This window comes from Noviherbaspirillum sp. ST9, from assembly GCF_048799745.1.
Taxonomy (GTDB): Bacteria; Pseudomonadota; Gammaproteobacteria; order Burkholderiales; family Burkholderiaceae_D; genus Noviherbaspirillum.
The window spans coordinates 34,481-58,143 of the sequence record NZ_JBLWFR010000002.1; the positions used below are offsets into that span (position 1 = coordinate 34,481).

At 59.4% G+C, this 23,663-nt stretch carries 26 protein-coding genes; 8 read left to right on the forward strand and 18 right to left on the reverse strand.

Going from position 1 to position 23,663, the window contains the following annotated elements; translation table 11 throughout:
- Positions 1–64: 64 nt before the first annotated feature.
- Positions 65–1,294, reverse strand: a complete 1,230-nt coding sequence (gene opgC, locus ACNOHI_RS03590; RefSeq protein WP_420473280.1) for an OpgC domain-containing protein — start codon at positions 1,292–1,294, stop codon at positions 65–67.
- Between the two features lie 445 nt (positions 1,295–1,739).
- On the opposite strand from opgC, the gene ACNOHI_RS03595 reads away from it, so the two are divergent.
- Together ACNOHI_RS03595 and ACNOHI_RS03600 are read left to right on the forward strand one after the other, a co-directional pair.
- On the forward strand, positions 1,740–3,089 hold the full coding sequence (locus ACNOHI_RS03595) for a cytochrome ubiquinol oxidase subunit I (RefSeq protein ID WP_420473281.1): 1,350 nt from the start codon (positions 1,740–1,742) through the stop codon (positions 3,087–3,089).
- Between the two features lie 11 nt (positions 3,090–3,100).
- Positions 3,101–4,117: a cytochrome d ubiquinol oxidase subunit II gene (locus ACNOHI_RS03600; RefSeq protein WP_420473282.1), complete on the forward strand. Its 1,017-nt coding sequence runs from the start codon at positions 3,101–3,103 to the stop codon at positions 4,115–4,117.
- Between the two features lie 239 nt (positions 4,118–4,356).
- Here ACNOHI_RS03600 and ACNOHI_RS03605 read toward each other — a convergent pair whose 3' ends face one another.
- A complete protein-coding gene (locus tag ACNOHI_RS03605) occupies positions 4,357–4,578 on the reverse strand; it encodes a hypothetical protein (protein ID WP_420473283.1) in 222 nt (73 codons plus the stop codon).
- Positions 4,579–4,777: 199 nt separating this feature from the next.
- Here ACNOHI_RS03605 and ACNOHI_RS03610 point away from each other — a divergent pair, with 199 nt between their 5' ends.
- Positions 4,778–5,395 carry a hypothetical protein gene (locus ACNOHI_RS03610; protein ID WP_420473284.1) on the forward strand — a complete coding sequence of 206 codons (618 nt, stop codon included), beginning with the start codon at positions 4,778–4,780 and terminating at the stop codon, positions 5,393–5,395.
- Here the strand turns inward: ACNOHI_RS03610 and ACNOHI_RS03615 are convergent.
- Together ACNOHI_RS03615 and ACNOHI_RS03620 are read right to left on the reverse strand one after the other, a co-directional pair.
- A complete protein-coding gene (locus ACNOHI_RS03615; RefSeq protein ID WP_420473285.1) occupies positions 5,385–6,269 on the reverse strand; it encodes an alpha/beta fold hydrolase in 885 nt (294 codons plus the stop codon). The genes ACNOHI_RS03610 and ACNOHI_RS03615 overlap by 11 nt on opposite strands.
- A gap of 191 nt (positions 6,270–6,460) precedes the next feature.
- The gene (locus ACNOHI_RS03620) at positions 6,461–7,354 is read right to left on the reverse strand and encodes a PRC-barrel domain-containing protein (RefSeq protein ID WP_420473286.1); all 894 of its coding nucleotides are present in this window, start codon (positions 7,352–7,354) and stop codon (positions 6,461–6,463) included.
- Between the two features lie 161 nt (positions 7,355–7,515).
- On the opposite strand from ACNOHI_RS03620, the gene ACNOHI_RS03625 reads away from it, so the two are divergent.
- Positions 7,516–7,923, forward strand: coding sequence for a VOC family protein (locus tag ACNOHI_RS03625; protein ID WP_420473287.1), 408 nt, complete (start codon positions 7,516–7,518; stop codon positions 7,921–7,923).
- A gap of 17 nt (positions 7,924–7,940) precedes the next feature.
- Here the strand turns inward: ACNOHI_RS03625 and ACNOHI_RS03630 are convergent, their stop codons facing one another.
- The 7 genes from ACNOHI_RS03630 to imuA form a co-directional block, all read right to left on the reverse strand.
- A complete protein-coding gene (locus ACNOHI_RS03630) occupies positions 7,941–8,255 on the reverse strand; it encodes a monooxygenase (protein WP_420473288.1) in 315 nt (104 codons plus the stop codon).
- Positions 8,256–8,402: 147 nt separating this feature from the next.
- On the reverse strand, positions 8,403–9,527 hold the full coding sequence (locus tag ACNOHI_RS03635) for a mandelate racemase/muconate lactonizing enzyme family protein (RefSeq protein ID WP_420473289.1): 1,125 nt from the start codon (positions 9,525–9,527) through the stop codon (positions 8,403–8,405).
- A gap of 108 nt (positions 9,528–9,635) precedes the next feature.
- Positions 9,636–10,451, reverse strand: coding sequence for a putative bifunctional diguanylate cyclase/phosphodiesterase (locus ACNOHI_RS03640; protein ID WP_420473808.1), 816 nt, complete (start codon positions 10,449–10,451; stop codon positions 9,636–9,638).
- Positions 10,452–12,740, reverse strand: coding sequence for a diguanylate cyclase domain-containing protein (locus tag ACNOHI_RS03645; RefSeq protein ID WP_420473290.1), 2,289 nt, complete (start codon positions 12,738–12,740; stop codon positions 10,452–10,454).
- Positions 12,741–13,031: 291 nt separating this feature from the next.
- Complete coding sequence (locus ACNOHI_RS03650) at positions 13,032–13,385, reverse strand: REP-associated tyrosine transposase (protein WP_420473809.1); 354 nt, start codon at positions 13,383–13,385, stop codon at positions 13,032–13,034.
- A gap of 2 nt (positions 13,386–13,387) precedes the next feature.
- On the reverse strand, positions 13,388–14,854 hold the full coding sequence (locus ACNOHI_RS03655) for a Y-family DNA polymerase (protein WP_420473291.1): 1,467 nt from the start codon (positions 14,852–14,854) through the stop codon (positions 13,388–13,390).
- On the reverse strand, positions 14,787–15,539 hold the full coding sequence (gene imuA, locus ACNOHI_RS03660) for a translesion DNA synthesis-associated protein ImuA (protein ID WP_420473292.1): 753 nt from the start codon (positions 15,537–15,539) through the stop codon (positions 14,787–14,789). Before imuA ends, ACNOHI_RS03655 begins: the two co-directional genes overlap by 68 nt.
- A 144-nt stretch (positions 15,540–15,683) precedes the next feature.
- On the opposite strand from imuA, the gene ACNOHI_RS03665 reads away from it, so the two are divergent.
- Positions 15,684–16,574, forward strand: a complete 891-nt coding sequence (locus tag ACNOHI_RS03665) for an endonuclease (protein WP_420473293.1) — start codon at positions 15,684–15,686, stop codon at positions 16,572–16,574.
- A 390-nt stretch (positions 16,575–16,964) separates the two neighbouring features.
- On the opposite strand, the gene ACNOHI_RS03670 is transcribed toward ACNOHI_RS03665, so the two are convergent.
- The 5 genes from ACNOHI_RS03670 to ACNOHI_RS03690 form a co-directional block, all read right to left on the reverse strand.
- On the reverse strand, positions 16,965–17,285 hold the full coding sequence (locus ACNOHI_RS03670; RefSeq protein ID WP_420473294.1) for a hypothetical protein: 321 nt from the start codon (positions 17,283–17,285) through the stop codon (positions 16,965–16,967).
- A gap of 77 nt (positions 17,286–17,362) precedes the next feature.
- Positions 17,363–18,079 (reverse strand): PAQR family membrane homeostasis protein TrhA, encoded by a 717-nt coding sequence (gene trhA, locus ACNOHI_RS03675; protein WP_420473810.1) that lies wholly within the window; start codon positions 18,077–18,079, stop codon positions 17,363–17,365.
- A gap of 64 nt (positions 18,080–18,143) precedes the next feature.
- On the reverse strand, positions 18,144–18,548 hold the full coding sequence (locus ACNOHI_RS03680; RefSeq protein WP_420473295.1) for a hypothetical protein: 405 nt from the start codon (positions 18,546–18,548) through the stop codon (positions 18,144–18,146).
- A gap of 69 nt (positions 18,549–18,617) precedes the next feature.
- The gene (locus tag ACNOHI_RS03685) at positions 18,618–18,890 is read right to left on the reverse strand and encodes a hypothetical protein (protein WP_420473296.1); all 273 of its coding nucleotides are present in this window, start codon (positions 18,888–18,890) and stop codon (positions 18,618–18,620) included.
- A gap of 213 nt (positions 18,891–19,103) precedes the next feature.
- Positions 19,104–19,307: a CsbD family protein gene (locus ACNOHI_RS03690; protein ID WP_420473297.1), complete on the reverse strand. Its 204-nt coding sequence runs from the start codon at positions 19,305–19,307 to the stop codon at positions 19,104–19,106.
- A 399-nt stretch (positions 19,308–19,706) separates the two neighbouring features.
- Between ACNOHI_RS03690 and ACNOHI_RS03695 the strand changes: the two genes are divergently transcribed.
- Positions 19,707–20,318, forward strand: a complete 612-nt coding sequence (locus ACNOHI_RS03695) for a BON domain-containing protein (RefSeq protein ID WP_420473298.1) — start codon at positions 19,707–19,709, stop codon at positions 20,316–20,318.
- 13 nt (positions 20,319–20,331) lie between these two features.
- Here the strand turns inward: ACNOHI_RS03695 and ACNOHI_RS03700 are convergent, their stop codons facing one another.
- Complete coding sequence (locus ACNOHI_RS03700) at positions 20,332–21,051, reverse strand: Crp/Fnr family transcriptional regulator (protein ID WP_420473299.1); 720 nt, start codon at positions 21,049–21,051, stop codon at positions 20,332–20,334.
- 171 nt (positions 21,052–21,222) lie between these two features.
- Here ACNOHI_RS03700 and ACNOHI_RS03705 point away from each other — a divergent pair, with 171 nt between their 5' ends.
- Together ACNOHI_RS03705 and ACNOHI_RS03710 are read left to right on the forward strand one after the other, a co-directional pair.
- On the forward strand, positions 21,223–21,462 hold the full coding sequence (locus tag ACNOHI_RS03705) for a hypothetical protein (RefSeq protein ID WP_420473300.1): 240 nt from the start codon (positions 21,223–21,225) through the stop codon (positions 21,460–21,462).
- A 252-nt stretch (positions 21,463–21,714) separates the two neighbouring features.
- A complete protein-coding gene (locus ACNOHI_RS03710; RefSeq protein WP_420473301.1) occupies positions 21,715–22,776 on the forward strand; it encodes an AI-2E family transporter in 1,062 nt (353 codons plus the stop codon).
- A gap of 475 nt (positions 22,777–23,251) precedes the next feature.
- On the opposite strand, the gene ACNOHI_RS03715 is transcribed toward ACNOHI_RS03710, so the two are convergent.
- Positions 23,252–23,608 carry a DUF4148 domain-containing protein gene (locus ACNOHI_RS03715; RefSeq protein WP_420473302.1) on the reverse strand — a complete coding sequence of 119 codons (357 nt, stop codon included), beginning with the start codon at positions 23,606–23,608 and terminating at the stop codon, positions 23,252–23,254.
- Between the last annotated feature and the right edge of the window lie 55 nt (positions 23,609–23,663).

Genomic DNA, 23,663 nt, shown 5'->3' on the forward strand with positions numbered 1-23,663 from the left:
GTGGGCAGGAGTAACACAGGTCAACAATGCAGTAACGAAATGTATTTGTCGCTTCGACGCGACATCAATGGGGGATCCAGGGGAAGAAGAGGCGTTTCTTTACCATCGCCCAGCACAACAGCAGCGCACCGGCGTGGATGGCCGTGTTCACCATCGCGCTGTTCATTGCGGGCAGCGGCGAGTTGGCAACCGCGAGGACCAGGAAAACGTGGACGAAAAAGACATACATGGATTCCTGCCCGAGAGGGATGAAGAACCATCCCAACGCTCGGTTGATCGGTTGCCATGCCACGGTGAGCAGGGCATACACGGTGACGAGCAGGACGAGGTTGTTCAGCAGGCGTCCCGGGCCGAGCTTGTATTTCAGGAAAAACTTGTCATACCACCATTGAAAGGTTTCGGGCTGGATGAAGGATAGCCTTGCCCAGTCCGGCAGCTCGGGAAGCGGGTGGTTGAGCGAGAAGAGGGCCAGCAGCATGGAGAGCACGATACAGAGGGCGACGAGCACTTTGCCTGCGCGCGTCCGGAAGAACCGGACGATCTGCTTCTTGTAGTAGCCCACAACGATGCCGTTCACAAACGGCAATTGCCAGGCAAGCAGGGGAAACGCAAATTCGAATTGCGCGCCGCTCAGGCGGATGGCGGCCGTCCCCGGTTCGCTTTCGGGGGCGAAGTAATTGATCAGGTAGGCAGCCCAGCTCAGGGTCAGCAGGGCGCCGGGCTTGTTGCGTTCCAGCGCCCAGAAAACCGGCGGCGTGAGCAGGAACAGCACGACATACAGGCCGATCACCTGGAACTGGTCCGGTCCGGTCTTCAGGAAGAGCACATGGTAGAAGGTGAGCAGGCCTTGTTCCACCGGTGGATACAACGAGTATTCACGCCGTGTGACCGGGTCGGTGAAGTGGGTAACGGACTCGGTGGCAATCCATGGAACCAGCCGCAGCAGCGCGATCGCCGCGCCGACGATCACGGCGATCTTGTAGAGCGTCCATGCGCGGCTGAACAGCTTGATCGTGCACGGCCCCAGTCCTTCCGACTTCAACTTCTTGCCATACACCGCGCCGGTAACGACGCCCGCGAGGATGATGAAGGTCTCCGCCGACGACACGACACCGACCCGCTCCCAGGCGACCAGGGAAAACCACGAAAAGTAGCGGAAGTGCGCGGTAAACAGCAGGACGAAAACCAGCCCGCGCATGAAGTCGATGCGCAAGTCGCGGGTCGCCCCGGTATCGAGGTAGCGCCAGCGGGAGGCCGCCGGCAAGGCAGGGATCGCTTCAGTGGTGGCGCCCAAGAATTTCTTCCTTATGGTTAAGGACTGCCTGCACGAGGGGAACGATTGACAGACTTGCCAGACAGAGAAAAATTCCTTCGTTTCAGCAAGCGGCACCATTGGCGCCGCCAGTGAACGAGAGAAAACCTATAAGCAAATGCTTATCGAATCGGCAGAAAAATTAATTTTTCTTGTGTTTTCTTTGCATATATAGTCCTTTTTGTCTGTCGGCGCATACGGAGTTGCACCTACGGGATCAATTCAAGGCGATACCTTCCGGTGTCATCAATGGCTGCAAGAGTATGGAGACACGCGAGCCGGCGCACAGCAGTGCGCGTGGATACGCGGCAAGAGCGGCACAGCCGCCGACTGTGATTTGCGAGGGAGACGAGTGTGATGTTGCGCGTCATTCGACTGTGCTCCATGCCCGTCGCCGACGAATTTCCACCATACGTGAGGCACATCGATGACTGACCCGCTCATGCTTGCGCGCATCCAGTTCGCAAGCAATATCACCTTCCACATCCTGTTCCCGACGATCTCGATCGCGCTGGGCTGGGTGCTGCTGTTCTTCAAGCTGCGCCACGGCAAAACGGGCGATGCGAAATGGGCGGAGGCCTACCAGTTCTGGGTGAAAATCTTTGCGCTGACCTTCGCGCTGGGCGTCGTATCCGGCATCACCATGAGTTTCCAGTTCGGGACCAACTGGCCAGGCTTCATGCAAACCGTCGGCAATATCGCCGGCCCGCTGCTCGCGTACGAAGTGCTGACCGCCTTCTTCCTCGAGGCAACGTTCCTCGGCATCATGCTGTTCGGCGCGCAGCGCGTTTCGAATCGCGTGCATACGCTGGCGACTTTCCTCGTTGCTGCCGGCACGACCTTGTCGGCCTTCTGGATCATCGCGCTCAACTCCTGGATGCACACGCCCGTCGGTTTCGAGATGATCGACGGCAAGGCGCATGCGGTGGACTGGCTGGCGATCATCTTCAATCCCTCCATGCCGTATCGCCTAACGCACATGCTGCTCGCGTCGGGCTTGACGGTTGCCTTCCTTGTTGCGGGCATCTCGGCTTATCGCTGGCTGCGCGGTGATCGTGCGGCCTCTGTCATTGCGGCACTCAGGACGGGTGTCGCCATCGCCGCCTTGCTGATCCCGGTGCAGATCTTCGTCGGCGACATGCACGGCCTCAATACGCTGGAACACCAGCCGGCAAAGATCGCGGCGATGGAAGGCATCTGGGAAACCGAACGCGGCGCGCCGTTGCTGCTGTTTGCCGTGCCGGATGCAAAGGAACGCGCGAATCATCTTGAAATCGGTATCCCGCGCTTGGCAAGTCTGATCCTCAAGCACGACGTCGATGGCGAGCTGAAGGGCATCGATGCATTCGGCGACAAGCATCCGCCGGTAACTCCGCTGTTCTTCGGCTTCCGCGTGATGGTGGGAACCGGCGTGCTGATGCTGCTTTTCTCATGGATGGGCGCATGGCAGCTCAAGCGCAATGGCGAACCGGCGCCGTGGCTCGCGCGTGCGCTCGTCGTGATGACCTTCTCCGGCTGGCTGGCGACTGTGGCAGGCTGGTATGTGACCGAGATCGGGCGGCAGCCTTACCTTGTGCAGGGCGTCCTGACCACCGCCCAGGCAACCTCGACCGTCCCCGCGCCGATGATTGCGACGACGCTGGCGATGTACCTGTCCCTGTATGCGGTGCTGACGCTGGCCTACGTCACCGTGCTGTTCTTCCTCGCGCGCAAGGCGGGATACGGCAAGCATGAAGCCCTTGCGCCTTCGATGCACACGCAACTCGCCAACGCCTGAGGAGAACCGCCATGACTGAACTGACCCAACCTGGCGGCTGGCTGCCGCTCGTTTTCCTCGGCCTGATGGGCATTGCCATGATGGCCTACGTGATCCTCGACGGTTTCGACCTTGGCGTCGGCATCCTGCTGCGCCGCGCGGATGACCACGAAAAGGACATGATGATCGCCTCCATCGGCCCCTTCTGGGATGCCAATGAAACCTGGCTGGTCCTTGGCGTGGGCATCCTGCTCGTCGCCTTTCCGATGGCGCATGGCGTTATCCTCGGCGAGCTGTACTTTCCGGTCGCGCTGATGCTGGCCGGACTGATCCTGCGCGGCGTCGCCTTCGATTTCCGCGTGAAGGCGAGGGCGTCGCACAAGCAGGCATGGAACATGGCGTTCTATGCCGGTTCCATTCTTGCCACCGGCGCTCAGGGGATGATGATCGGGTTGTACATCGTCGGCTTCAGCCACGGCACGCCGCAGATCCTGTTCGCGCTGTTCACCGGACTGTCACTGCTGGCCGGCTATGCGCTGCTCGGCGCCACCTGGCTGATCATGAAGACGGAAGGACGCCTGCAGCGCAAGGCGATTGCGTGGGCGCGCGGCAGCCTGCTGCTGTGTGCACTCGGCGTGGCGGCCGTGTCCATTGTGACGCCGATGGTGAGCCAGCAGATCTTCGACAAGTGGTTCTCCTTCCCGAACCTGCTGTTGCTGGCGCCGATTCCGCTGATGACGGCGGCGCTGTTCTTCCTTGCGGAGTATGTGCTGCGTCGCTTGCAGGCATCGACCGATAACCAGGCATTGTGCTGGCTGCCGTTTGCGGCGACGGTGGGGATTTTCCTGCTGGCGTTCAATGGGCTGGCGTACAGCGTGTTCCCGTATCTCGTGGTGGACAAGCTGACCATCTGGCAGGCGGCCAGTGCGCCAGAGTCGCTGAAGATCATCCTGTACGGCGTAGCTGTGGTGCTGCCGACGATCATTGGGTACACGGTGTTTTCGTATCGGGTGTTCTGGGGGAAGGCGCGGGAGTTGAGTTATCAGTGAAGCGTTTGCGGTTTGCCGAACTTTGCGTGCGTCGGTGAGCTTGTATGCGGGCACTGCCAGTTCCTTCGGCAATATCCTCTCCCCGTCGTCCCCGCGAAGGCGGGGACCCATGGTGAGTCAGTTCGAGTACCGGGCTTATGGATCCCCGCCTTCGCGGGGATGACGGGGTGGGGTGCGGTGATCGGGACAACTGTCGAAGCCCACCTTCGAACGTACGCCTCCGGGCAACGGTCCTCCGCCTACTCCAGCTCCTTCTCCGTATGCCGCCACTCCGCCTCCGGTTCGCTCCTCGCCCGTATCCGTTCCCACTTTGTCTTGCAGGCATTGCACACGTAATACTCCACGTGCCCGCTTGCCGTCGCGCCGAAATTGATACCGGCGTCGGAATGCAGCAGCAGGTTGGCGTGCGGGGAAACGGAGACGTTCGCTCCTTCAAGGGCAAGGCAATCGGGGCAGGGCATGTTGTGTTTTCGGCTGTGGAAGATATGCCGTGTGACCGCGAAAGCCTGTGATGGTTTTCTTTGTGTCCGGCAAGCCGGATTGACGCTGCCGGGAAGCGTCGCTATTGTCAGGAGCTTCAGCAAATGACGCGAAGGAAAAATCTTGAACTTGCCAGTACGCAGCCTTGGAATAATGCTTGTCTTGTTATGCGGCACAGCGATGGCAGCCGAACCGTCCAAGGACCTCCTCGCCAGGATTGCCGCGGCTTACGGCACGACCGCGCCGACGGCCATCGTGGAAGAGGGCACAACCACCTCCTTCCGGCGCGGCGACGGCAAGCTGCTGCGGCAATACCAGTCGCCGGACCGCTTCAGCATCCGCATCGATTACAGCACCGGCAGCGAGGCCAGGGTAATGGTGGGCGAGAAGGCATGGCAGCAGGGCGCGCCGGCCAATCCCATGCTGCGCGGCGCCATCGCCCTTCAGGTCGCCCGCATTGCCTTGCCATGGAACATGCTCGCGAAGCGTTCCTCACTCGTCGATCTCGGCCCGGTTCCTGCGGGAGGACACGCCATCGAATTCCCGCTGGAAGAACAGCTCAAGCTGGTGGTCGAGGTCGATCCTGCCAGCGGCCGCATCCTGCGCTCGCGCGGCATTTACCGCATGGGGGAGGGGACGATGGAATTCGCTACCGCCTACTCGGATTTCCGCACTGTCAACGGACGATTGCATGCGGCGCGCGAGGAGCACTACGCGATGGGACAGCACACCGGTTATTCCGTGATCGAAAAGGTGTCCTATCCCCGCGACCTTCCCGACAGCGCTTTCAAGCCCTGAGCGCGCGGCCGGCATCCTGTCCGGCCAACCGTGCTTCCATCCACTGCAGGATGTCGGCAAAGATTGTCTCGCGGTTCAGTTCGTTGAAGTTCTCGTGGTAATTCTCGGGACAGAAGTGGTATTCCATCAGCGCGGGGTTGACGCTCTTCAGCATCGATTCCGACGCGCGCGCATCGGCCAGCTTGTCATCCCCCGCGACGACCGCAAAGGTGGGATAACGCCAGGCCGGCATCTTCTGCGCCAGTCCTTCCTGCGCCGTCTGCAGCGCCTTCGCGAACCGGAAACTCGCCTCCGTGGCGCGGATGTTGTCGCGCTCGTCCTCGTAGTGCCGTTTCGTGATCGCTGTATCGTGCGTGAGCACGTGGGTCATCGACTCCAGCGGCACCTTCCCGGTCGGGAACAGTGCGGCCAGCACCTTCGACAGCTTGAGCAGGACGGCAGGCACCTTGATCGCATTCACGTAGTACGGAGACGACAGGATGAAACCCTTGATGGCCGGATCGCGCGGGAAGCATTCCAGGCCGAGATGGGTCGCGATGAGCGCGCCCATGGAGTGCCCCATCACGAAGACAGGCAGTCCCGGGTAATGGCGCTTCACCCACTGCAGGAACAGTTCGCCGTCATCGAGGAAGCTGCGGAAGCCGGGAATATCCACGCGCTTCTTGCCGTCGTGCCCGACCATGTCATAGCTGATGGTAGCGAAACCCTTGTCACGGAACCAGCGCCCCGGCGTCACATAATCGCCGGCGTGCGCGAGGCCGCCATGAATGGCGAGGATGACGGCGCGCGGCTGCGGCGGCTCCCAGATATGGATGGCGCGGCCGACCTTGTCGCTGCAGGTGAGCGTGGCCAGCCTGTCCTCGGAAAAACGCATGGATTGTCCCCAGTGAGTCTTGTTGTCTTGTACCGGAATACGGCGATCTTACTCTACGGGGGGAGAGGGCTGTTTGTTTGCGTTAGATTAAACCCTCGACTGCGTGGCTCGCAGGGTCAAGTCCTTGCGTGACACGCAAAAGCCGCCCGGCCGGTTTCCCGGCCGTCCGGCGTTCGTCCTGAAGACCGTTCTTACCGGCCGGACGAAGTCATTCCATCGTGCGCAGCACGGGCGGTGCGATGGGCACCTCTCTCGATACTGGCAAGATGCGCCCTCACATCGCGGCGGAACTCGGCCGCATTGAGGTCGGGCCAATCCTTCTCATCGAATCCCGTTTTCATGTCGATCTGGTTGCGTGCGAGGTTGAGCACGATGTCCTTCTTCTTGTCGGTCGGGAAGGTGAAGGCCGTGAGCGGCATCGGCAGGAGCTTGTCGTCCGGGCTCCAGGCCTTGTCGAAGTCCAGGACAGCGTACGACACGCGGCCGCTACTCATGTTCACGACGACGTCCTCGATCTCGCCGGCGTCCTTGCCGGCACGGTCATTGACATTCTTGCCGACCAGCTCGGAAGCACGCACCATCCTCGCGCTGCGCGGGACGGCTTTTGCCGTGTCGGACTTGAAGTAGCGGTCGACTTCGCCGCGGTAGCGATTGTCATTCCAGTCCGGCCATTTGTCCTTGTCGAATCCTGGTGCCTTCTTGAGCCGGTCCTTGTCGACGTTCAGGACGAGCTTGTCGCTGTCCGATTGCGACTTGAATGCGCTGATCGGATATGCGAACAGCTTGTCGCCCATCCCCAGCGTTCCGCCGCCCTCGAGGACGGCATAGTGGACGCGCTGGCTGCCGACGTCGACGATCAGGTCTTTGATTTCACCCAGGTTTTCGCCCTGAGCGTTTTCGACGTTCTTGCCGATGATTTTGCTTGCGCGAACATCGCGGCCAGTCTGCTTCGCGTCAGCAGAGGCTTTGCTTGCCGTTGGATGTTCTTTCGCATCGGAGGCAGCAAAGGATGGCATCGACGCTGCCAGTCCAAAGGCCGAGGCCAATGCAACACAGGTGAGTTTTTGTTTGAGTCCGGATTTCATGGCTTTTCTCCTTCGTCATGTGCCTTTTCCTTAGGCAGAAAAAAGCGAAGGGGGTTCGGTGCTGATATTGCAACAAGCTGTAACGGCATCGTGGATGCAGGCCCTGTCTCGATGCAACGTTTCAATTGCAGGAAGGTCAATTCTGGATAACGGGATTGAGCATGGAACAGCGCCACAACCGTTTTTCCCAATGTCAAAAAAGAGGTAACGGGATGTCCATCGATAACGCAATAGCCAGCGTGGCAGTGAAGAACCTGGAGGAAGCAGAAGCATGGTATGCGCGACTCTTCGACAGGCCGGCGGATTCAAGGCCGATGCCAGAAGTTGCAGAGTGGAAGTTCGAGCGCGGCGGTTGGTTGCAGGTCTATCAGGCCCCTGAGCGAGCCGGCCAAGGCTCCGTCACCCTTGCGGTGACGGGACTGGACGAAGTCGTGGCGCACGTAAGCAAGTTCGGGATCGATACAAGCACCAAGACTTCGAGCGAGAAAGTGGCGACGCTGATGATTCGTGACCCCGATGGAAATCACATTGCCTTCGCTGAGGCGTTTGACGAGAGGATGGCGCGGTAGGAGGAGGCGCTGCTTTCCTACTCGCCGGCGAGGACTTCCTGCGCCACGTTGTCGACCACGACGGGACTTTCAAAGTAGGTGACGACCGGATCGGTGCCGTATTTTTCGCGGACGAACGCACGCCATGATTCCGTGTACATGGCTTCCGCCTCTGCCCTCGAATTCCAGAGGTAAACACCGCCTGCCGTGCTGCCGTCTTCCGAGAGCACGTAGTGCTTCCGAAGCAGACCTTGCACACCGCGATATTTTGGCGCGGTGCTCAGGAAGATGGTGCGGGCTTCGTCGAGCGTGATCGGCTTCGGCAAAGTAAACGTCGTGACGGCGATAATCATCTGCATCTCCTGTTGAGTTGATCGCGGCGGAATCCTTCACGCCTGTCCGGCATTAAACAGATTCGGGGAATTCAACTCAACCGGCATTTATGCATGCTTGGCATGCGTTTCATGCATGCCAATCGCCTGACGGGAGCGACGGCGCCGTCACGTCACCCGATAGTCGCGAATGACATCCGGATTCGGTTCAATGCCAAGCCCGGGGCCTTGGGGCACGGCGATCGCACCGTTCCTCGGGATGATCGCGTCGCCGTACAACTGCGCTTCCAGGTCGAAGTAGCGCCACTCGACCAGCGCTTTGGGGCCGCCCAATGCGGCACTCGCGTTCACGCTGGCGAGCAATCCCGGGCCGTCGTAAAAAGTGTGCACCATGACGGTCGTGTTATGCGCATTGGCCAGAGCGAATACCTTTCGCAGTTCGGTGATGCCGCCCATCTTCGACGGGCTGGGTTGCACGAAGTCGACGGCCTGCGCTTGCAGGAGGTGCTGGAAATCCATCAAGGTCGAGGCATTTTCACCTGCTGCAACAGGGATGCCTCCCTCCCGGCGCACGCGTGCAAGGCCATCGTAATTTTCCGGCGGCCACACCGGCTCTTCCAGCCAGCGCAACTGGTAGGGGCGCAGCTTGTTGGCCATGTCCAGCGCTTCGCGCACCGACCACGGACAGTTGACGTCGAGCGTGATTTCCACGTCGCTCCCTGCAGCCTCGCGCGCCGCTTGCACACCGCGGATGTCCACTTCATGCAGTTTGATATACCGGTAACCGTCGCGCAGCGCACGCCGGGTATTTTCCGCAACCAGCTCGGGATCGGTGTAGCGAATCAGGCTCGCATAGCAGGGCAGGCTTTCGGCGTCGCTACCGCCCAGCAACTGATGAACCGGTTGGCCGGCCATCTTGCCGGCGATGTCCCACAACGCGATATCAAGCGCCGACAGGCCGAACATGATGGCCCCGCTGCGTCCAAAGATGTGGAGTTTCACTTGAAGCTCGTGCATGAGCTTGCCGATCAGCGCGGGATCGCGGCCGGTACAAAGCGGCGCAATGATCTCGTCAATGGCCACTTTCACGGCAGGCACCGAGGTGAACCCGAAGCTTTCGCCCCAGCCGACAACGCCTTGATCCGTCGTGACTTTCACAATCAGGGAATCGACGCTTTTCAGGTCCTTGCCGCCCCAGGCGCCGGCGTCCGATCGGCCTCCCGCGGTGAAGGGAATGCGCAGGGGAATGGCTTCGACGGTTTCGATCTTCGCTCTGGCGTTATTGTTGTTCATGATGGTATTCCTGTTTCAATACAGCATGATCGGACCGAGGGACGCGCGGTATGCGCGTACTCAGTGTAGGTCAGCATTGAAAAGTTGCCAGTGTGTAGGCTGTCGCCCTCAGGAAGAGCCGGGATTCTTCGAGGTAAATCGGGACAGCAACCGGGTCAAGGTCTGCTGATTCATTTGCAGGTCGATGAGCTGGTCCGGAGGAAGGGGGCGTCCGATGAGGAAACCCTGGATCTCGTCGCACCCTGCACTTTGCAGGTAATCGAGCTGTTCATCCGTTTCGACACCCTCCGCAACAACAGTCATGCCCAAGCCATGGGCGAGTGCAGTTGTGGCGCGGGCGATGGCGGCGCTGCGTGCGTCGGTCGTGATGTTACGCACGAAGCACTGGTCGATCTTCAGCTTGTCCAGGGTGAACCGGCTCAGGTAGCCGAGCGACGAATAGCCGGTGCCGAAATCATCCAGTGAGACGCGCACACCGATTCTTCTGAGGGCATCGATCTGCCTCATCGCGGTTTCAGCATCGCGCATGAGGACGCTCTCGGTGAGTTCGATTTCAAGGTGGGCGGCAGGCAGGCGTGCTTGCGCGAGGGCGCTCTCTATCGTCTGCACGAGGCCGCCGGTGGAAAACTGGTGGCTTGATACATTCACTGCCACCGAGAGCGGAGGCAGGCCCATATCCAACCACGCTCTTGCTTGCCTGCATGCCTGGTGAATGACCCAGTCTCCAATCGGTACGATTAGACCGATGTCCTCCGCTATCGAAATAAAGTCGGCCGGCATGACCATCCCCAGTTCAGGATGCTGCCAGCGCAGCAGTGTTTCCACTCCGCACAGACTTCCGTCAGCCATGCTTGCCTGGGGTTGGTAATAAAGGATGAACTCGTCGTTTTGAAGGGCGCTGCGCAGAGCGTTTTCAAGGGAGATCTAGTGCAGTGCCTGCGCATTCATTTCGGCCTTGAAGAAACGCATGATTCCCGGACCGCTCTGCTTGGCATGAGAAAGTGCCGCGTCCGCATTCTTCAGCAGTTCGCTGGCCGTTGCGCCGTCCTGCGGATACAGGGCAATGCCGACGCTCGCGGTCACTGATAGCGTCTGTTCATGGAGTTGTAGCGGCTCTGCCACGGTATCGAGCAGTTGGTGTGAAAACGTGATAACGCCGTGGATGTCGTCAAACTGCGTCAGCACCACGACGAATTCATCGCTTCCCGGGCGGGCAAGGGTGTCGCCGTGCGGCACGCGCGCCATCAGGCGCGCGCCCGTTTTGCAAATGACATCATCGCCTGCGCCGTGGCCCATGCTGTCGTTAATGCGCTGCAGGCGATCGATATTCAGAATCAACACCGCGACGGACGGCTGCTCCGGATGGCTGGTGTCGATGGCTTGCTGCAGGCGGTCGCTGAGCAGGCGGCGGTTGGGGAGGCGTGTGAGCGGATCATGGTTGGAAAGGAATGCAAGTTGGGAGGTTGCCTCCTTGATTTCGCTCGTGTCGGTAATCACCGCGAGGTAACCCGTGCAACGTGCCTGCGCATCATGCATGGCACTGATGGTCATCCATTGTGGATAGGTGACGCCGCTTTTTCTTTTTCCCCAGATTTCGCCGCGCCACTCTCCCGTCGTCTCAAGGGCATGCCAGATTGCGTTGTAGAACGCTTCGTCGTGCCGCTCAGACCGAAGCAGACGCGGATGTTGACCGAACACTTCTTCTTCGCGATAGCCGGTGATTCGCTCGAAGGCATCGTTGACCGCCGCGATCATGCCGTCGGTATTGGTAACGACAATGGCGTCCTGCATGTGATCGAATACCCGGGCTGCGACGCGCAGTTTTTCGTCCGCATGGTGGCGCTCCGTGACATCCTGCAGGGTTCCCGTCATCGCAACCACGTCGCCCTGATCGTTCAAATGCTCCACGCCGCTCGCATACAGGTAACGCACGGGGCCGAGATCAGGGTTGGTGCGCAGGGTGCCGGACCACGCCGCCCTGCTGCGGACAGCCTCTTCAATTGCAAGCCGGTCTTCCGGATGCAGGGTGGCCAGAAAGTCGGAAAGCGGCGGCGCTTGCGATGTTTTTTCCATTCTCAGGAGGGCGAACATTTCATCCGACCATCTCCCTTGCTTGCTCGAAAAATCCAGTTCCCAGCTCCCGAGCCGCGCGATTCGCTGGGCCGACGTCAGGGCCGACTCGCTCTCCGTCAACGCTTGGTGAAGCGCAGTCCTGCGCCGTAATTCAGTGATCCCCAAATGCCCCAGCCAGGCCACAAGTGCCAGGAAGGCGATCGACACGGCGGTGTATGCCTTTGCCGTATTTCGCCACGGTTCGAGGACTTCGCGCTCACCTACGCCGACGACGACAACCAGCGGACGCTTGCCGATACTGCGGTAAAAGTAGATGCGTTCGGTCTTGTCCACGCTGCTTGCTGCACGATATTTGCCCGTATTGGACTGCGACAGCATCTTGATGAATCCCGGAAGCGGATGGAGGCGCTTTCCTTCTGCCCCGGCGACTTCCGGTACCCGCAGCATCAGCGTTCCGTCGGCTCCCACGAGTGACACGATGCCTTCGTTGCCTAGCTTGATCGATTCGTAGAAGCGCCGGAAATGTTTGGGCTCGAATGCCGCTGCGATCACGCCGGCAAAGGAACCGTCAGGATTGGTCATGCGCAGGCTGACGCCGATGAACCAGACGCCGTGCTTGCTCAGCATCGGGCGGTCGATGTAAAGCCCCTGTACGGTTTTGTCGCGATGAACCTTGAAGTATTCGCGATCGGCGAGGTTGTATTTTCCCGGGAGGCGTTCACTGTCGTGAATCATGTTCCCTGCTGGATCAAGGACCCAGATGGCCCTGACAAAGGGCAGGTTGTGGATGCTGCTGACAAGGATGTCCTGCACCGCTTCGTCACGGCCGGGCGCTTGCGGCGGAAGAAGCTGGATGGCGCGTGATGACGCCTGCAGTGCGATTTCCACCGCATTGAAGCTGTCAACCGTTTGTTGTTCGAGGACCTGGACCAGCTTCTCGAGCGTTACATACTGGCCCTCCAGCACGCGCTGGCGCGCCTGGGACAGGGTAAAGACGAGATTGGCAATGATGGCGATGAAGATGAGGGTGAGGAATGCGACAAGAAGAACCTGGACGCGGTTTTCTCCTCCTGTCTTTTTTGCCCCCATATGCTTGCCCTTGCCCTTATGCGAAAGGGCGGAGTGATTCCACCGATGCATGATGAATGGTTTCCCGCCAAATTGCCTTGCGTTGGATCGCATGGTCCGACGCAACAAATAGAAGTGTTGCCGTTCGCCATTGATTGGCGGCCTATTGCTTCGACGCGTTCGATCAGAAAAGATGCAGGGATATTGGGTATGAGAGAGGGATTTCTTGAGAACGATGAAGAAACGCATCTTGCCAAGGGGAAGGGGCTGTCAAGGCGCGGGGATAATGATTGTTTCAAGGTAAGTTGATTGCTGCATGTATGAGGGATGTCGTAGGCTGGGATGCAATCCCAGCAAATCACCTCATTCACCCATCTCAAGATTCAGCACATCCGGCGACGCGGCCCAATTATTCGGATAAACGCCGCGCGCCACATAACGATGAAATGAAGAATACGGCCAATCGATCACCCGTTCCACATGCCCATGCTTGACCGGGTTGTAGTGGAGGTAATCGAGATGGCGATGCAAGTCGCGCTCGTCCCGGATCACATGCTCCCAATATCGTCGCTGCCAAATGCCGCGTTCCCCTTTGCGCATGCGGCTGTCGGAAATACGTTCGCCATGTGGGAGCATTCGAGAAAAACGAGCCTTGATCAAACGCCAGCGCATCGAAAAGTCGCTGTCTGCTTTGCCCCCCCCCCTCCGGACATCCACTCCTACCCAAACAACCCCTGCAAATACCAGCAAACTTCTTCCCCCATCCTCTCCCGGTATACCCAATAGCAAGTCGACGTCGTTCCCTGCGCAATGAAGTAATCCCGCACCACCAGCCCACCATCCCACCAGCCGCATTCGATGCGCTCCGGCCCTTTGATCAGTCGCAGCGGAGAACCGTAAAACGGCCGGTGCTCCCGCACCATCAAGGCGAGCGGCGTCTCCAGTATCCAGAATGGCCGCTCGTTCTGCAGCGGCAAGGGCGAGGGGCGCTTGACGGTGGCGGCGGGCATCCATGCGTTGCACACTTCCGGCCGGTGGTCGGCGCGTGGAGAGGGGGCGAGCACGCTGCGGTCGCCCAAGCGCGCGGTCAGCAGTTCCAGCAGGCGGTGGTAGTCGGCGGGGGAGCTGCCGGGATCGGGGAACAGCGATTCGGTGGGCGGCAGCATGGGGCTGACCTGTCCGGCTTCGAGGCGCAGGCCGATGACGGGGGCGGCGAGTTCGATGCGGCCCAGCCTTTCCTTCAGCAGGCGGGTGAGGTGTTCCTCATGCCACACGGGATCGGCCAGCGCGATCTCGACCGGCGTGGGCGGGATGGCGGTGCGCCCGCGTTCGTGCTGCAGCAGCAGGACGAAGCGCGAGACGGCGAGCTGCTGCGCGACCAGCCAGCCGGTCATCTGCAGCAGCAGCCGGCGCGCGGCGAACAGGACGGCTTCCGCATGCTCGATGCGGTCGGGCAGTTCGAGCTGCGCGGCGAAGGTCTTTGGCGCCTGTACCCATTCGAAGAGTTCCGGTGCCTGTCCGTAGGCGCGGTCGAGGCCTTCCAGCACCTCCTTGCCGCAGCGGCGCTGCAGGCCGGCGCGCGGCAATCGGCGCAGGTCGGCGAAGGTGATGCAGCCGATGCCTTCCAGCCATTCCTGGAAGGGGCGCAGCGCGGGCAGCAGCGTGCAGCGCAGGGCATCAATGCGCCGCATCATGGTCTCCATGCGCACGCTGCGGCGCTGCGCATTCCTGCGCTCGGTACGGTAGCGCGCGAGCAGCCAGGCACCTTGCGCAGTCGGCGCCATGCCCAGCTGCGGTGTGAAGCCGAGCGCGTGGATGCTGTTGCGCACCAGCCGGCAGAGCGTCGGCCGTCCGCCGAAAAAACGCAGGCTGGCGGTGACGTCGAGCAGCAGGCTAGCTTCCTCGGCCAGCGCGACTTCCGGCGTGTACTGCAGCAGGGCGAGTGCGATGCCTTCGAGCGCTTCCTGCTCGCGCAGTGCGTCGTGCTCGTGCAGGATCGCGTCGGGGCAGAGGGTCTGCACGCCGCCGCGCCGCATGTCCTTGCGCACGCCGGCAGCGGCGGCCTCCGCACTCATGGACAGCACGCGCTCGCGGTCGACGACGACATGCAGTCCCGGTTCAGACCAGCGCGGCCGGAAGGTTTCGAGCGGCAGGTGCGGCAGGTGCACGCTGATCCATGTGCGCATGAGCGGGAGAAACGGTGGAGTTGGAAAATTCCGGCCCGGCAGGCATGCCGTCGAGCCGCAGGAAAAGGGATTCGTCACGGTGCGGGCCGCGCCGCTTGACGATGCCGATATCGATGCCGCCCATGGCGGGACGCAGGGCCAGGCGCAGGGGCGAGGGGGAGGCATCCTGTGCGCAGGCAAGCGGGCGCATCATCCAGAACAGGATGTCGGTGCCTTGTGCGGCGAGGTGCAGGCGGCGCAGCGATTCGGGCCGCACCTGCTGTTGCCAGAACACCAGCGCGCCGCAGCTGCCGTTGCGCAGGACCTGTTCCGCGCTCCACAACGCATCGGCGCTGCGGGCGGTCTTGATCCACAGAAGACGATCGGCTGGCAGACCCCATGCAGTCCAGGCGGCAATCTGCGGGAGATGGGGCGGCTGGAGCAGGGCAATGCGGCGCTTGCGCGAGATGACGTCGAGCGCGGGACGCAGCAGGCGCATTTCGCCGATGCCGGCTTGCTGGAGCAGCAATTCGATCAATGCGGCGCTGGGCCATCCGCCGTTGGGCAATTCGCGGTCGAGCTCGGGGTGGCCGGTCTGCGTGACGGCTGCCTGGTACGAGCCCATCTGGTCGGCGCGCCAGACGGAATGCGGCAGCGAGGAAAGCGTCGCATTCGGCGACGCGATGGAGGAAACTAATGCGGACATGCGGACCTCTTAATTCTTCTTTTGAGCAAGAAATTGCTCCTCAATATGCTGTATGAATATACAGTAGAATCCGAACGACGATTAGTCAAATTGGTTATGTGATTGATCTGTCTTTATATTGCTTCACAACCTTTTTTGTCTTTCATGCAATCCCGCATCACCTCCGTCGGACTCCTGATCAAGCCCGACCCCGCTGACCGCTTCACTTATCCTGATCACATCGACCGCGGCAGCCTCGATGCCTTGCCATCCAAGCCCGGCATCTACATCTTCCGCGACGAGCAGGAGCGGCCGCTGTACATCGGCAAGAGCGTCAACATCCGCAGCCGCGTGCTGTCGCACCTGCGCACACCGGAAGAGGCGCGCATGCTGCAGGCCAGCCGCCATGTGGAATTCCGGCGCACTGCCGGCGAGATCGGCGCCTTGCTGCTGGAGTCGCGCCTGATCAAGGAGATGCAGCCCTTGCACAACAAGAAACTGCGCCGCACGCGCGAGATGTGCACGCTGCGCCTCGGGCCGGAAGTGAATGCCGTGCCCGAGATCGTCTATGCGCGCGACCATGACTTCGCGGTCACGGCCGACCTCTACGGCCTATTTGCCACGCGCAAGGCGGCGCTGGAGCGGCTGCGGATGATTGTCGAGATGGAGCGCCTGTGTCCTGCAATGTCGGGGCTGGAAACCGCCGTGCGCGGACGCGCCTGCTTCGCACGGCAGATCGCGCGCTGTCTCGGCGCCTGTGTCGGCGAGGAGCCCGTCGAGGACCATTACCTCCGGCTGCGCGCCGCATTGGAAGAGATGCGCATCATTGTCTGGCCGTATCCGGGGCCGATGGGCATCGTGGAAGAGTGCGACGGGTGGAAGCAGGTGCACGTGATCGACCGCTGGTTCTACATCGGATCGATCGACCACGTGAAAGGCGCGAAGCCGGTGAAGCAGCCCGCGCGCCGGACTTTCGATGTCGATACCTACAAGATCCTGGTCAGGCCGATGCTGCGCGGGGAGTTGCGGCTTGAACCGGTGAAGCTTGCCCGCTAGCGAAAAAGCCATCCGACATTGCCGGCGAGTCGGTTGGTTAACGTGTTGATAGCTTCGCCGATGTAAGCGCTGTTGCAAAAAATAAAGCCGCTGGTCAAACAGCGGCTTTATTTTTCCAGGCTTATGTCGAAAGGCTACTTCTTTGCGTCCGCTATCGACCCAAAGCAGACGGTGCAGGGAGCCCTTTAGCTATAGGCAAGAATGCGTCTTTCGACAGCGAGCCGGTCGTTGACTCGCCGCAACGGAAGTTTGTGTGGCCTGCCGGGTTTGTCGGGATAGGGATCCAAGTCGCTAATGGTTTATTTTTCTTCAGTTATTTCCCTTGCGCCCGGGTCATGGGAATAGTAACAAACGCGCCGACGCGTCTCCCGGTTTCATTTCGGCGCAAGCTCACTTGACCGGTTGACGGCTCTTCCCGTCCACGTACACGGCTTTCTCGTTTCCGTGAACGCGATATTTGACATTCGATGAGCGGTTTACTTTTCCGTATGAAATACCATTCAGAAAAAGTTCGTTCCCCTTGACTTCCAGCACGTCGCTGTTCACCGTGTGCCTTCCCTCGTTGGCTGTGAAAGCAATCTCGCTGCTGGATCCAGATGCGCCTGTTGAACTGCTGCTTGCCGTTGTGCGGCTGCCGGCGTGCGCCGACAGGCTTGCAGCGGCTGCAGCGCATACGATCATGCCAAACTGCCGGATGCGGGATAGACCCATATGAACCTCCATGCAGCAAACACGTGTAAAGGGGCCTCTTTTGATCGTCGCCCAGCGTTCGAGTTGCGTAGGCCTTTTCAAACACGGCAGAAATCCCATGGTGCAACGCTTGGGTCTTCACTTCCCGGCCTGATCGTCACTGCTATCTCCGACCACACGTGCGATCGATTCACCAAGCGGCATACCAGAGCACGGCAAAATAATGGCATGCGCTCCCGCAAGGAACGAAGAGATGCCAGATGAAGTGACCGTATTTCAATTCGCGCATCGAGCGCAAAGAACGCTACGCCGACCGAATAGGACAAGCCGACGGCGATAAGCCATCCCACCACCATATAAAGGACGGTCGATAACACCGAATGGGCAGTTTTCCAAATCTTTTGAGCACAATCCCGACGATTGCAACCGTCTACACTGAGCCACCCCCGGAGAATCGCGAGTGTAAAAGGCGTGTACGTTCCGGCAATCAGGAGAAATTTTGCAGAATGCTCGATCGCCCGGAACGCCCGCTTTACTCCTCTGGGCGGAAACGCATGATAGAGCGTAGAGGCAAGGTAAAGCGTGATCATGCTCGCCGCAAACAGCGCCGTTGCGACGACCACGACTGCATCGCTGTACCTGAACGCGTGCATGATCAAAAACGGCGTACCGGCAATTACCGCAACAAACCCGATTCCATGACTGGCGCTGTTTGCGGTTTCCTCGGCATCCGACTGGCTGCGTGAGCGAATGCGCGGAGACGGCTGTATATCTGCTTCATGGTTTGTGTGAAAGCAGGCGAGGGACTTGTCGATTCACGCTGTGCGATTTCCGAAAAAATGCGCCCCCTCAAGACCACCTGCGAATCGAATTGAACAGTCAATGCCGAAGTGTGCGAATCCGCAATTGCGCATAGTTCGCTGCGTCAGAGCATTGTTCGTACCGAAAACCGTCATAGCGAAAGTCTCGTCCGTCAAAGGTGATGCCCAACGCCGCCATGACGCGCCGCTCCTGATTCGTCGGCTCAACCGGTTCTTCCCACGGGGCAGCATCAATCACCTTTGCTCGATATGCGGGATTGCCGCGATCCAGCCTGGCGTAATTGATTGCATCGGCGAATCGTTCATAGCGATACGTTCTGTACCGATAAAACCGGCCGTCAAATCCGATACCCATTGGCGCCGCAACCTCTCTCTCAGCAGCAAGCAGGGCGTGGCGCTCACTTTCTTTTTCTAACTGAATGCCCGGACTCACATTGCTATTTTCCGATCCGTTGGTAGCCATGGCGCGCTCTCCTGTGATGGCTGATAAATCGCGATCGCCTCATGCACGGAGGCAGATTCGCCAGCAGGATTAAAGCATTTGTGCTTGCACCTTGCCGTCGACGATGTCCCTTGCGTACTGCATCGCGCGGTCAAGCGCGTCAACAGCCGTCGCCGGATCGCCGCCTTTGAACTCGGTCTGGTAACGCCGCGCTGTCCCGTCACCCGGGGGCATGGTGTCGATCCGGACGACGGCCGCGAATCGATGCGGGCCCGCTGCATAGGGATCGCCAATAGGCGGCAGCGTTTGGTGGGCGTAGGCGCGTAACTCATTCCCTTTGTATTCAAGTGTAGGAATAGACATGATGAATCCTTTGCGTTGGTAAGCCGGATGATTGGCTCATTGCGACGAAAGCCGAGCCCCAGGATCCAGCCAAGTCATGACAGGGAGTGGCGCCAAATTCGATAATCGGACATGGCAGCATCGTTGTCGGTGCGGAAGCGAACATAGCTGAAAAATGAAAAGCGGCGGAAAAACCCGCCGCTCTCAACAAACACGCCGAACTCCGTCGGTTTCTTACCGTCTCGAGACGTTTTTCACAGTTTCAGTCGTCTTTTCAAAAGCGTCGCTGGCGTCGCCTACAGCGCCTTGCGTTTTGCCTTCCGCTTGTGTTCCCGTGCCTTTTGCTTCCTGTCGACGGCTTCCAACCAGTTGACCCAATTTCCTTTGAATTCTGCCGGCGGTGTCTTTAAAGCCGCCCATGATCTGATCGCGATTCATGTCATCTCCTTTCTTTTAGAAAGAACGTGTCGCTCGGGTTCGATTGCTAACACGGTCAGGAGGTTCAAACATGCAGAGAAGGCCTGACACGCGAAAGGACATCTGGCGCGCCTCTATGTTCGGTGTCACACAGACGCCGACCAGCTGAAGGCGCATCCTGTTTCAAATGGCCCGGATCGCCGACATGGCAACGATGCGGCACGTTATCGACTTCATGCGCAATCAGGCTCGCTCAAGCCACCAATGGAAAACTGTATGCACCGCTATCAAACGGCCTATTGGCCCCAACACAACTCATATTTCGCCGCTTTCAGAAGTCCTGCCATGCGGTCGGAGAGTTCTTCTGCATCAGAAGACGAAGCGCGTGCCGCGAAGCCGTGTGGCACTGCAAGGACGGACATGCAGATTGAGCAGGACGTGCGCGAAGAATTGGAAATCGAGCCCTCGGTGCATGCGGACGCCATCAGCATCCACGTCAAAGACGGAATGGTCACATTGGCCGGTATCGTCGACGGAGATGGCGAGCGGTGGCTGATCGAAGCGGCGGCGTGGCGTATCGCCGGCGTACGAGGCGTGTCAGGACAATTAACCTCCTTCGCCCCGGATATCACGCCTGCCGACGAAGATATTGCGCTTGACTGCGAACGGGTGCTGGGACGGCTGACGCCGAAGACTGATTACGCAATCGGGGTCCTGGTGTCGCACGGCTGGGTTACCTTGTCGGGAAACGTTGCCGAAGGCTATGAGCGCTGGATTGCAGAAACCGAGATTGCCGGCCTTCTCAGCGTCCATGGCGTCAACAGCCAGGTCAAAGTCCGGTCATCGATTGCTGCGGCAGATGCGAATGCGAAGACCGCAGGCTTCCGGTTCATGCAAGACGGACTGAAGCCCGGCGGCCTCGATTTTTCGGTTGGCGCCGGTCGCCTGACTTGGTCGAACGCCGTGCGTTCATGGACCGAACATCGGGACATGCTCTATGCAGCGTGGTCATCCTTAAGTGCAAAGCGCTGACAATGCAAAGCGGTCAGGTGGCGATGAGGTCAGGCAGGAGCCGGTCAAATTCCTTTTTCACGACTTGATAGCATTCGCAGGCGCGCGACTCCAGGCCGGCTCGATCGACCACCGTAATATGGCCGCGGCGATACTGAATCAAACCGGCGCTTTGCAGTTTGCCTGCCGCCTCGGTCACGCCTTCGCGGCGGACTCCGAGCATGTTGGCGATCAGTTCCTGCGTCATGAACAGCTCATTGGAGGAAAGACGGTCAAGGCTCATCAGCAGCCAGCGGCAGAGTTGTTGATCGACGGTATGGTGACGGTTGCAGACCGCGGTCTGCGCCATTTGAGTAATCAGGGCCTGCGTATAACGCAGCAACAGATGCAGCATCGGACCGGCGCGATTGAACTCGTCCCGGAGAAAAGCCGCCTGCAAGCGGTAGCCGTGCCCGGCACTTTGCACGATGGCTCGGCTCGGCGTCGTTCCGCCCCCCATGAACAGCGCAATCCCCAGTATTCCTTCGTTCCCAACCACGGCGATCTCGGCGGAGGCGCCGTCCTCCATAACATAGAGCAAGGACACGATACTGGTTGTCGGAAAGTAGACGTGCTGCATCTGACTGCCCGATTCGTACAGTACCTTTCCCAGAGGCATCGAGACTAGCTCAAGGTGCGCCTGCAGGCGCCCGAATTCGTCGGGAGGCAATGCCGCCAAAAGATGGTTCTGCTGTGGAGTGTGCAAGACGGACATCGTATTCCCGGAACGCTACAGGGGAGTGCAGGTAAGAAGTCCTATGTACGCCAGGACACCGACGAGACAGCTGTTTTAATCAATGATGGTTATGCCGTTCTGCAGTGCCGAATGGCGGTTGCAGCTGTCGAATGGTCCGGCGTCTCAATGATTTTATGAAGGAACTTCATCATGGACAAATACTTTTTAGCGGTATCCAACGAGGATGCAAGCGTCCTGCAGCACCGCGAGAACATGCGCGAACAGGAACGCCGCGACACCGCCCTGGACGAAGCGTTGGGCTTCACCTTTCCGGCAAGCGATCCGGTCGCGGTCAACTGCGGGGTTACCGCATTTCTGGTCCCGAAACGCGAGCAACTTCGGATAACGATCGATTTCTTCAAGCGGGCATGGACGCAGAGCCGGTCGTGACCGAACAAACTGAGTTTCGAAACCGCGATGGGCATTGGCCGACGGGGCGTCCAGGTTTGCCAAGGGACATGCGATTTCATTTAATGCGCCGCTCTTGGGGCATCATGTGGAATGCTGCGCCCATTGCCCTCGTGCGCTGCCTTTCTATACGACGATCAGCCTCGTACCGGTGTTCTTTTTTCGTGACGGGATGACGGCCCGCAATTTGGCCCCATCGCATTTGGGGCAAGGTGCCTCCAAAAGGAGGAACCGATGGATCACCCCGAACTTCATCAAAAGGCCTTTCTATGGCTCTTGCTGGCGGTCTCCCTCGCATTCGGATGGATTCTTTGGCCGTTCTACGGCGCGCTGTTTTGGGGGACTGTTCTCGCCATCTTGTTTGCACCGTTCCACCGTAAACTAGTTCGCGCAATGCCTGGGAGGCCAAACCTGGCTGCGCTCACGACGCTGTTGCTGTCACTGGTTATCGTGATTTTCCCGCTCGCGTTGATTGCCGCCGCACTGGTACAGGAAGGAACTGCGGTCTATCAGGAAATACGGTCGGGGACGCTGGATTTCGGTGCGTATTTCCAGCAAATCGTCAGTGCGCTGCCACCATGGATCGTCAGGTTGCTTAACCGTTTTGACGTGGGCAATCTCATGGCGCTACAGGAAAAGCTCTCCGCCGCGGCTGCCCAAGGCAGCCAAATGATCGCCACGCGGGCGTTCACCATCGGTCAGAACACCTTCGAGTTCGTCATCAGCTTCGGCATCATGCTGTACCTCCTATTCTTTTTTCTCCGTGACGGCCGGGCCTTGACGCTCAAAATCAAACGGGCGATACCGCTTAGCGGCGAGCACAAGCACAACCTGTTCGGCAAGTTCACGACCGTCATCCGGGCGACCGTCAAGGGCAATATCGCTGTCGCTGCAGTGCAAGGTGCCTTGGGCGGCCTCATATTCTGGATTCTCGGAATTCACAGTCCGCTGGTTTGGGGCGTCGTGATGGCGTTTCTTTCATTGCTTCCCGCAATCGGCGCTGCGTTGATCTGGGCGCCGGTGGCAATCTATTTTCTTCTCACGGGAGCAATCTGGCAGGGGTTGGTCTTGATCGTTTTCGGCGTCCTTGTAATCGGTCTCGTCGATAATGTATTGCGGCCGATATTGGTTGGAAAGGACACGCAAATGCCCGACTACGTCGTGCTGATCTCGACGCTCGGAGGGCTGGCACTTTTCGGCCTCAACGGCTTTGTCATCGGCCCTGTGATCGCCGCACTGTTCATTGCTGCCTGGGACCTGTTTTCGTCTACTGTACTGGATTCGAACGATGTCTAGTCATAGGTGTGAATGACGAGTATCGAGTTTTTGCTTCAATGACCGCTCTTGGCCGGCCAATCTTAGAGGAATTGGACTCCATGTTGGCCGGCTGTTTTGAAAACCGAGTTCCTGCCGTCCACGACAGTGCCGCGAATCAAAGAGAACGACCCGAAGCGGAAATTGGCGCTGCCTAAAAGCTGCCGTTTACGGTCTCCCTGGTTCATCCCGGCTTGGGGCGAATCGACTGGCAATTGCGCATAAGGTCCCGGCCACTCTCGGTCGGTGACACTTGTAGTTATCCTGCGGACGATCCGCTGAAGGCATTGTGCTGGTCAGATTTGTCTGAATGCTGATATAAGGCCAGCAATGGCGGGGCCTGAGTGCAGATGAGCCGAACCGGGAACATCTGGCGACCTCCCCGGCTCGAAATGGCCTAAAGTTCTAGATATGAAACAGGCTTTGCGTCATTCAGGGGGGTAGTTAATTGTCGAGACTACCCGCCAAAATAAAAATCGTTTGTTCCGTTTGGCTTTTTGGTCTGCTGATATTCTCGCAATTCTTCCATCACTTCTTCCCGAGTTCGCGCCTGGTAACGAGAGCCTGCCGGGCCACGGGCGCCGATATCCGTGCTGGCTCCGTTCGAAGGCGAAAGATTGGCGTCGCCATGCGACAGCAGGCCCTGGGCTTTCGCATCCAAATATTCCTGATTCACCTCCGCGCGCGACTTTGTGGATTGGAAATTGGGAAACGGATCCGCCCCATCAATCAATCCTACTGCTGCAAAACAAGTTCCACTCGCTGCGAGCACTACGCCAGCGGCAAGCCCTGCCTTCCAATTTGAGACTTTCATGTCTAACTCCTGTAGGATTGCGGCCGCCGGCTTTGTGGAGGGCGACGTTGCTGTC